6 protein-coding genes, 1 tRNA gene and 1 pseudogene are annotated in these 9,494 nt (G+C 60.8%); 6 read left to right on the top strand and 2 right to left on the bottom strand.

Going from position 1 to position 9,494, the window contains the following annotated elements:
- The first annotated feature begins 484 nt into the window (after window positions 1-484).
- The 6 genes and pseudogenes from KA184_14910 (at window position 485) to KA184_14885 (ending at window position 6,705) form a co-directional block, all read left to right on the top strand.
- Entirely contained in the window at window positions 485-1,852 is a 1,368-nt protein-coding gene (locus KA184_14910; GenBank protein MBP8130865.1) for a hypothetical protein, read from the top strand.
- A gap of 186 nt (window positions 1,853-2,038) precedes the next feature.
- A complete protein-coding gene (locus tag KA184_14905) occupies window positions 2,039-2,302 on the top strand; it encodes a helix-turn-helix domain-containing protein (GenBank protein ID MBP8130864.1) in 264 nt (87 codons plus the stop codon).
- A 365-nt stretch (window positions 2,303-2,667) separates the two neighbouring features.
- Window positions 2,668-3,687: a hypothetical protein gene (locus KA184_14900; protein ID MBP8130863.1), complete on the top strand. Its 1,020-nt coding sequence runs from the start codon at window positions 2,668-2,670 to the stop codon at window positions 3,685-3,687.
- Entirely contained in the window at window positions 3,677-5,041 is a 1,365-nt protein-coding gene (locus tag KA184_14895; protein MBP8130862.1) for a replicative DNA helicase, read from the top strand. Before KA184_14900 ends, KA184_14895 begins: the two co-directional genes overlap by 11 nt.
- Window positions 5,042-5,161: 120 nt before the next feature.
- Entirely contained in the window at window positions 5,162-5,386 is a 225-nt protein-coding gene (locus tag KA184_14890) for a helix-turn-helix transcriptional regulator (protein MBP8130861.1), read from the top strand.
- Window positions 5,383-6,705 (top strand): annotated as a pseudogene (locus KA184_14885) (site-specific integrase). The gene KA184_14890 and the pseudogene KA184_14885 overlap by 4 nt, the downstream one beginning before the upstream one ends.
- A gap of 259 nt (window positions 6,706-6,964) precedes the next feature.
- Here KA184_14885 and KA184_14880 read toward each other — a convergent pair.
- A tRNA-Gly gene (locus KA184_14880) sits at window positions 6,965-7,040 on the bottom strand.
- 234 nt (window positions 7,041-7,274) lie between these two features.
- Window positions 7,275-9,494 (bottom strand): hypothetical protein (locus tag KA184_14875; GenBank protein MBP8130860.1); only part of this gene is annotated, 2,220 nt, incomplete at its 5' end.

Raw genomic sequence — 9,494 nt, 5'->3', positions numbered from 1 at the left:
ACGATAGAGATGCACGACAGGATAGCGGCCGCGGACCGCCTGGTCCACCTACTCGGACTGAAGCCGGACACCCAACAGCAAGAGCCCCTGGTCCGGTTCAATTTCATAGGCATGCCCCCGCCGAACGGTGGCTGATCATCCGTGTCTCTCCGGATTGACCCACCCGTGAATCCGAGGGCGCAGTGGGACTCAAGTAGCGACTGAGAACCGGTATTGTATGACCTGCCCCTGTCCAAGCAGGGGTACAAGACAACCCGCATTCTACCACGGCCTTATCCCTGGTTTATCCCGTGAACTCCGGGATATATGCCTCGGCCCAATTCCTGTACTTGCCTCCAGTTGGCACCTATTGACTTGCTTACCTCCTACAAAACTGCCACAATTCTCGCACGCTGTGTTGAAGCTGCGGCTGACCTTGCTGAAACAGCGGAACTCACTTCCACGGCACGCATATCAGGCACCATATTTGAAGGGATGCGATGAAATGACAAGACGGAAGAAGAAGGAGGTAAGCGCGTCAGACGAGCCAAACATCGGACCGAAAAGCCCCAACCCAGGGAACGCCCTGCTTACGCAACGGATGCCAATCTCGGAATGTGTCGAGACAGTGTTTTCCCATGCTCCGGTGTCGTTACAGACTATGTACTCATTCCGGGCCTCCAGTCACGCGAGGACTGAAGAAGAAGCATTGCGCTATGTGCGCAAAATGGCAAGACGTGATTTTACCTTTGGGTTTCCAGAAGGATGGTTCAAGGATGCGTCTGCGCACCAAAATCAGGGGCCAACTCTCACACACTCTGCCGCGCACATGAAGGCTTCTGAGATTCCCGTGGAAGGTATTTGGAATCACGCACTTATCCAAGCGGGACGTATCTTGCCGGCAGAACCCACCCGAGAGGCTGCAGAAGCACTTGAATTCTGCAACGCGGCCAGATTTGACGAGATAGAGGCTTATTGGAGAAGAATAAACCAAATGAGTCCTGAAGAACGTGCTGAAAAGGAGAATGCCGGTAGGGACCGCCACGTCGTGCGTTTCTCAGATTTCCTCGAGTGGTGCGTCAAAATGTGGTTCCCAATTCACGACGAATACGCAGACCTATTGCCTGACCGCATGACAAGCCCCCCAGCAGTTGAATGTCTTAGGCCTAACCGCGACGGCAGCATCAGCTTCTTGCGCATTCCAAGTCCTGATTCGAGGCCGGCGAGCAGTATGCACGAAAGGGACCTCGTATTACTTCCGACGGCGGTGCGTCTTGCCTTCGGCGACGTCTGGCGTGAATCTCCCGAGGGCGCAGAAGTGAGGTGTCCTCCCCACCAAACCTATCAGTCCTATTGCGAGGATTGTCGTGCCCGGCAACGCGCCCCCCTTTCCATGACGGACTACGCCGTCACGACGTCTCCCGAATACGATTTCGCACGAAAAGCTATGATTGCGGGAAAATTCCAAAGGTTTCCTGATCCCGATACTTGTGACGTCCTTGTGAAACCCTCCGAATTCCTGCAATGGGTACGGTCCAAGGGGTTCCCAATCCACCGGTATCTCCGGGACTTGTTGCCAAGACCTGGAGCAGAGACTGCACCAATAGCCAGTATGGAGCATGCTGTAGACGCAGAGAAAGACCCTGTGACGCGGGCCGAGTTGGGGAAGAAGCTTGCGACTCAGCTGCGTGTGCGTCCCAACACGGCCGCCAAACGAGTGACGCGCGCCATCGAGCGGGGAGAACTACCGCCTGGACCGATTGCGAGGGACAGAGCGCTCGATTGGCTTGACAAGCAGAAAGAGGCTCTTGAACGCCTGCATCGGAGCGCGGGACGGGGGTCAGATTATGATGATGACCTCGAAATCAATTGACTCCCGTACCCTGTCACTTTCTCGCGGCCGTGTGACACTTTAGTGACATACCCTGCCTAAAACCCGCGGTTTTATTGACCGATCCGCTTCCTCCCGGTGACAAGCAGTGACACCATATGTGACCGAGTAACCTTTCCGCGTGTCCTGGACATACCGTTCTGGCAAGAATGCAGAGGTTAAACGACCATGACCAAACCCGTACTGGTCACCCCTGAACTGTGGAGCTGTAAGGAAGTCGCCGCAGCGCTCGGCATCAGCACCCGATCGATCTGGCGCATGCGCGACACGGGGGTATTGCCACCCTCGATTAAGCTGCTGGGATCTGTGAAATGGTCCCGCGAGGCCATCATGGCGTGGATTAACCAAGGGTGTCCCGACCTGCGCCGGTTATCTCCCAAGAACGCCAGCTTGCCCGGAGGGTTGCGATATGAAGGCGTTAAGAATTCGTGACTGGCGGCGTCTTTATGAAGTGAATTCCAAGGGCCGGCCTTGGCGAGCAGGCGAAGAGCAGCGGCGGAAACCTCTCGAGTACGTCCGGCTAAGGGTGAGCGGCCCGTCTTGGAGCACTTCGTACAGGAGAATGCGGAAACTCGCCGGTGTGGAGCGCGCAGACGCCGTATTTGGGCTGTTCGTAAAGCTCCTTGAGGTAGCGGCCGCACAGGACGCTGACCGCCGCGGCTGGATACTGGATGGCCGGGGCCGTCTGGCGGATACCGCATGCATCGCCGAGATGACGGGGTTCCTGGAAGCCAACATAGTTGCCGCGGGCTGCCCTGATTGCTCGCGGCCCAAGTGTCCTACTGGGAGTTAGTACCATGGGTCGCTACCGAAAAATTCCCGTCTGCGTCTACACTAACCCCGCATTCAGGCACCTCACCGATGACGCAAAGTTGGCGCTGTTGCTTTTGACGATAAATCCCAAAACAACGCCATTCGGCGCTCTCGAGGAGCGCGCAGTGTCGCTGGCGGAAGAGTGGAATTGGGCGCTTGAGCGTGTAACACGAGTGCTGGCGGAATTACAGAAGGCGAAGTTCCTGATGCTGGACGGCCGGTCGGGGGTCATCGGACTCCCGAAGCTTGTCGAATGGGACCCCGCTGCAAATGGCAATGTCATTCGGGGGTGGGCGGGTGGTCTGGAGGGGCTGCGTTGGGGCTCATCCCTCTGCGCGCTCGTCAGTCATTTACGCTCGTATATAAGGCAGAATATGTCTGCCTCCTCAGATGCCTTCGACTCCGTGTTCCGCGACAGAGTCAGGGAAATCATTCCCGAGACGGCATCGGGAACGGTATCGGGAACGGTATGCCCTACTGTTAGGCAACCCCTACCTCCTACCACCAACCACCTACCTCCTAACGAAAGAGTAGGCCAAGAAGAGCATCACGCCGCTGCCGCGGCGGACCCTCTCGATGGTATGGAAGCGCTGAAGAAGGCCTATCCCGGCATCCGCGAAGCCCTGCTGCAAGCCCATCCGATGGTCAAGCTCCCGAAACCCGGCTCAGCAGCGGGACTATGCGAGCGCAAGGCCTTGGCGGCTCTGGTCACACTGGACGGTCATCCGCAAGAAGAGGTGCTCGGGTGCCTGCGCTGGCTGTTCGCGGCGAAAGATGAGGACGCCTGCTTTTGGCTCCGGCAAGTCCACGCGCTGGCGCCGCTGCGCAAGGTCAAGGACGGCGCCTCCAAATTCACCCGAATCTTCGAGGCTTGGCGCGCGGCCCAAGAGCGTCATCCCAAGGGTGATGGCGGGGACCGCAACGGTGACGCCCGGCGCGGTCAGGCCGCAATGGCCAAGTTGCTCGAAGGGTTCTTGGACAAGGAAAACGCCGATGGCGCGTAACCTGTCCCTGAAAACGCCGCCTCACGACCCCGAGGCCGAATGTGCGGCACTTTGTTGCGCGCTTCTCGACGGCGACGGACTCGAGTCGGTCGTAGAGATACTTGGCCGGGGTGATGCCGCCTTCCACGACCGCGCGCACCAGGCGGTCTACGATGCTGTGTACAGCCTGCACAAGGAAGGGCAGCCCGCCGACGCTGTGAGCGTGGTCTCCTGGCTTCGCGAACACGGCAAGCTGGACGTCGCCGGAGGGGCGTCATCCGTTGCAGAACTGACGGGAGCCGCGCCCACCTCGGCCAACGCGGGATATTATGCAACCACGGTGCGCAACCGCTGGCTGTTGCGCGAAACGCTCGCCTTGGCCACCCGGGCGGCTGGCGACGCATACCAGCCCGACGCCGACCCTCGGGAAGTCCTTGGCATTCTGGAACGTGAGGCTCTGGCGTTGCTGGAGCGCGGCGCCCGCAACGGCGCCGTCATCGTTGAAACTCTCATAGACGAGACCGTCAACAGCTTCCAGGTCATGCTCGACGCGGGCGGTCTCAGCGGCCTGCCGCTGGGCTTCGCGGACATCGACCGTCTGACGGCGGGACTGAAACCCGGCCAAGTCTGCATCGTGGCAGGCCGTCCCGGCACGGGCAAGACGGCTCTGGCCCTCAATGCCGCCCTGCACGTGGCAGACACCCTGCGCAAGCCGGTCGCCTTCTTCAGCCTGGAAATGTCGCGCCAGGAGCTGATGATACGCATGCTGTACACGCTCTCGGGCATCACGCTGCGCGACATAGAGAACGGCCGCATCACGCCGGCCAATGCCGGCGAGAGGCTGCGGCCTGCCCTCGCAGCGTGGAAGCGCATGCCCCTGCTCATCGACGATACGCCCGCCTTGGACACGACGGAAATCCGCTCCGAACTGCGGCGGCTCGTACGACGCCAAGGAGTCGCGCTTGCCATCATCGACTACCTTCAGCTGGTCCGCCCTTCGGCCAGGAGCGACAGCCGGGCCTCGGAGGTGGCCGAGATATCCGGGGCCCTGAAAGCGGCGGCCAAGGAGTGCGGCATCCCCGTTCTGGCGCTGTGCCAGCTCAACCGGCAGGCAGACGGCGAGCGTCCGAGACTTTCCCACCTTCGCGAGTCCGGCGCCATCGAGCAGGATGCGGACCTCGTCCTGCTGCTGTGCCCGGACGAGAAGAGACCCAATGTGGTGGAGGCAAACATCGCAAAGAACCGCAACGGCCGCGTCGGGAAAGCGCTCCTGCTATTTGACAAGGACCGCCAGCTGTTCAAGCCCTTCGAATGCCGTGAACACGCCTACACATACGTTGACGTCGGGGACCCGGAAGACGATGTGCCTTTCTAGCGAAGGACCGGCAATGAACCGCAATTCCTGGCCTTAGGGGCCTGCAACAGACCGGAGCAGGCACGAGTTGGCCTGAAAAAGAACTTGACAGAAACCGGAAAACAAGATATTCATCTGTACATGAAAAAGCAGAAACCCGAGTACATCACCGACGTCCTGCGGCGCGCCATCGCACGGAAGAAGTACACCATCGCGGAAATCAGCCGGCAGACTGGCGTGCAGTATATGAGCCTGCTGCGCTTTGCACGCGGAGACCAGAGCATCGTGCTCAACTCCGCGGACCGCGTCGCGGCCTTCCTGGGCGTCAAGGTGACTCAAGAAGACGAAGAGGATAGGAAGACATGAGCTCTGTCTACAAGAAGAAATACACAATTCCCCCGCCGAAAAGCGCTGAGCGCTTCAAACGCGGCAGTGCCGAATGGGCGCGCTGGAAAGACCGCGCCGGCAGGCGCCGCGAGGGCCGCGTCACGACGGGCAAGGACGGCGCGGAGCGTGTGCTTGTCGAGGCGACGACATACACAGCGAAGTACCGCGATGCCGCCGGGGTTGTCTGCGTGGTTTCAACCGGCTGCAAAGACCGCTCGACGGCCCTGGCGGTCGCTGCGGAGCTTGACAAACGCGCGGAGAAGGTCAGGGCGGGCGTGATCACCGCAGCGGAGAATATCGCGGCAAATAATGCGCAGGCCAAGACCGAGTCCTGTATTGCAGCTTACGTCGAGCACCTTGAACACATCGGCTGTTGCAGGAAACATATCGTGGAAAGGCGGAGAACCCTGACACGCGTAGCGAGAGAGTGTGGATTCAACCGCTTGCGTGACCTGAGCGGTGAGCCTCTCGAAAAATGGCTTGGCGTGTGCGCGCGTGAGGGGATGGGGCCGCGCACCAGGAACACGTACCGTGCAGCGCTGAACGCCTTCGCCAACTGGCTTGTCATGACAAAACGCATTACGGCAAACCCGTTCAAGCATGTATCTGCGGCCAATGAACGCACCGATGTGCGCCGACAGAGACGGGCGTTCAGCGTTGACGAACTGCTCCGGCTTTTCGAGGCCGCGCGGAGGCGTCCACTGGAAGAGGCCCTGAAGATTCGTCGCGGCAGCCGACGCGGCACGTGCGCAGCCAACATACGGCCCGAGGTCCGGGAAAGACTCGTCGAACTCGGGCAGACCCGCGCGCTTGCTTACAAGACCATGGCGTTGACCGGCCTGCGACTCGGTGAACTGCGCAGCATCCGCCTCTCGCAGGTGCGGCTCGACCATCAGCCTCCGTACATCGAACTGGAGGCGGCTCACGAGAAAGCGCGCCGCGGCGCAAGGGTTGCCCTGCAACAGGACCTGGCCGCCGAACTCTCGGCCTACATCGCAAGCAGAATTGGGCGCGCTAACCTGCGCCCGTCCTCTGCTAACGTCGTCGCCTTTGGTGCGACAGCACAAGATCCCCTGCTTTTTGAACTGCCCCCGGCCATGACGCGGATCTTCACGCTTGACTTGCAGGCCGCGAAAATCATCAAGGTGGACGAACGAGGCCGCGTGGTTGACGTCCACAGCCTGCGGCATACCTTCGGGACATTGCTTGCCAAGTCCGGCGTGCCGCAGCAGCTGGCACAGTTTGCCATGCGGCATTCGGACCCGAAGCTCACCGCGAACCTGTACACGCACCTCGACCTGGGAGACCTGGGAACTGCGGTCGCGGCCATCCCCCCTCTCGTCGCACGGGAACGCGCCGCCGCGACAGCCGAATCCGCGTCCGTGTCTCTTGCACCAACCCTTGCACCAACTCCCGTCTCTTCCCGTCAAGAACAGGCGACGTCCGGCAAAAGCATATCAGATATGGGGTTGTATAGCGCGTCTAAACAGGCTGTAAGAATCGGCAATAAAGACAAGGGTATTCATCACGCGGCAACGGCAGGCAATGAAAAACAATTGGAGCGGGACACGAGGTTCGAACTCGCGACATCCAGCTTGGGAAGCTGGCGCTCTGCCAACTGAGCTAGTCCCGCTCCGGTAACTAAGGGAATCCTACCCGTTCGCAAGGGCGTTGTCAACAGGATTTCCACCAGGACATCACAACTGCCGGTCGGGCAGGGACAAAGCACAAGCCCTCATCTTCGCGAGAGCTACATCGGACAAGAGCTTGCGCACGCGTAACCACGTATCTGAAGTGGCGCACTTTGAGAGGACGTGCAGCAAACAGGCAAGCCGGGCCCCAGGGCGGTTCTCAAGCGACAGTTCCGTCACGTCGGCATTGCCTCGTGGAACGCGGACCCCTCTCCCTCGACCGCCGTAAGGGTCAACAGAACAAGTTGTTTCAGGCCCGTCGTGCTGCTCCTGCTCATGATGCCGATGGATTCGTCCGCGCGAAGTCGGGCACGTACGCGAACGGGGTGTTCGAGCACTTCCGGCGCCGGCTTCAATCTCCAGAATGCGAGTCCTCGCGACCGATGATGCAGTCGGGTGTTGTTGAGGTAAAGGTCGAGATCAAGTATTTCGGGCGTATCTGTTGCAGCCGCCCGGACGGCAAGAACGACCCCGTAGTGAATCTGTTGCGGCTGCGCACTACTGCTCTCTCGAAAATACTCGGTTGCAAGGTCGGCAACCATGGCGGACGGCGGTCCGTCGTTCCAGAAGGATTCCAGCGATGGACTGTAGCCTCGAATCATGTCTTGGACATCCTGCGATTCTTGCGGGTTCCGCATCCGAAGCACCAGTTTCGTGCGCTCGTTCAACGGGCGAAAGGACACTCGCGGCGCGGAAACAAGTTCACAGTCCGGCAACCCCTCGATCCGGTTCAGGACTTCAGCCGGTTCCGCGACCCGGTAGACGATGACATCACGCGGCGAAACCACGGGTTCCATAATGCGCTCCAACATCGCCAGGAGAGACTCGATGTTCGTTTCGGGAATATGAATGAACCTGGCCTCAAGGGAGAATTGCGGCGCGGCGGTTTCCACATCGGCCGTCTGCACGAACACCGCGGCATCGACCGTGTTTTCCGCGGGCCTCGCGGCGGTGCCTTCCACTCCCAACGCATGCTGTATCGCTTCGACTACGCCCTCGGCCCATGGCCGCTGCAGGCCCGAGATCACGCCTTCCATGCCAATCCGATCCCGCACTACGGGCGCGTTCAGAATCTGGCCGTCGTAGACGATGGCCAGCCGCCGGCCCACGTTCGCGGCAGTGGCATCGCCGAACCGAGCGGCTGCTTCATCCGAGAGCGTAATCAACACATCGTACAAGCCGGCTTGCTTGCTCTCGCGCATCGTCACGGAACGGATATCAGTCTCATTCACAAGCACGGCCCGTTCGAGTTTCAGGGCCGGCTCCTGTTTGCCGTCGCGCGGAATGCACCCCACCTCGTCGAAAGGTTCATTACCCCCTTCGCGCGCCTCCCAGCGGAACTGCAGGCGCGGACCGGACGCCGCAGTCTCCGCCGGACGCCCGTCCAACTCGCTGTGCAGCGCGATCTCGCTGCCGTTGCCATCCACGCGCAGGCGCGCGCTGCCGTCTTCGCCGCGTATCTCAAGCAGCGTATACGCCTCGAACACCTCTCCTTCACTGTACCAGCGGACGCCACCGCCGGGGGTCCGGATCTGCGCGCGCTCCGTCCCGTCAGGCAACGTGCGAACCCGCAGCAGCGCAAGGCCCGAGTCCGTTTCGCCGACCGGGGCGGCCAGGGCGGCATCCGAGGCGTTCGCGGCATCAGCCGGGATTTCCGGTGGCTCGACCAGGGACGTAATCCAGACATACCCTTCCGCGGGAATCCAGACCAGATTGAGCGGACGCAGCAGGAATTCAAGGCAGTACTTAAGGCGAAGGTCACTGAGATGCACGTACGGCACGATGCCGTCCGTAACGTAGCCGCGCGACCCGGCGGGTGGATTGTCCGACGCCCTGCCCGGCGGCGGCACGGCGCGGCTATCGATGACGAGATTGAGGTCGTACGAATCCGAAATGAATTCCGCGATTTCTTGCAGGTGAATGTTTTCGAATTCGAGCGACACGGGCGATTCCAGCACTTCGAGTCCCTTCGCCGGTTGCGCGGACGCCGCGGGCGCCGCGCCGGCGAATGCCGAGTCTTTCCGCATTTGCTCTTCGGTGCTTATCCAGACAACGCCGTGCTCCTCGCGGAATGTCAGCCCCAGCGGGCGCAGCAGAGCCTCGAGCGCCACGCGCAGCGACACGTTCGAAAGGTTGAGATACGGCACTATCCCGTCGGTTGCGTAGACGCGCGCCGGCGGGCGTTTGGGCGGCGCGACCACCCGCCAGTCCACTACAGGATTCACTTCATAGGAATTCGCGATGAACTCCAATATCTCAATGACGTGAATGTTCTCGAATTCCAGCGATACCGGCTGTTCCAGCGTCTGTGTCAGGGCTGCTTGTTCCGCATCGGCGGGAGTGGCATCCGCCGGAGTGTCCGTCGGCGGTGTTTCCGTTTGCGGCTGGTCCTGCGC

The sequence above is a fragment of the Candidatus Hydrogenedentota bacterium genome (genome assembly GCA_018005585.1).
Taxonomy (GTDB): domain Bacteria; phylum Hydrogenedentota; class Hydrogenedentia; order Hydrogenedentales; family JAGMZX01; genus JAGMZX01.
This window is presented reverse-complemented; position numbering and strand designations above follow the sequence as displayed.

What these genes read in the sequence shown, in the direction of transcription:
- KA184_14910 (MBP8130865.1), top strand. Translation starts at nt 485, where the DNA reads ATGACAAGACGGAAGAAGAAGGAGGTAAGCGCGTCAGACGAGCCAAAC.
- KA184_14895 (MBP8130862.1), top strand. Translation starts at nt 3,677, where the DNA reads ATGGCGCGTAACCTGTCCCTGAAAACGCCGCCTCACGACCCCGAGGCC.
- KA184_14900 (MBP8130863.1), top strand. Translation starts at nt 2,668, where the DNA reads ATGGGTCGCTACCGAAAAATTCCCGTCTGCGTCTACACTAACCCCGCA.
- KA184_14890 (MBP8130861.1), top strand. Translation starts at nt 5,162, where the DNA reads ATGAAAAAGCAGAAACCCGAGTACATCACCGACGTCCTGCGGCGCGCC.
- KA184_14905 (MBP8130864.1), top strand. Translation starts at nt 2,039, where the DNA reads ATGACCAAACCCGTACTGGTCACCCCTGAACTGTGGAGCTGTAAGGAA.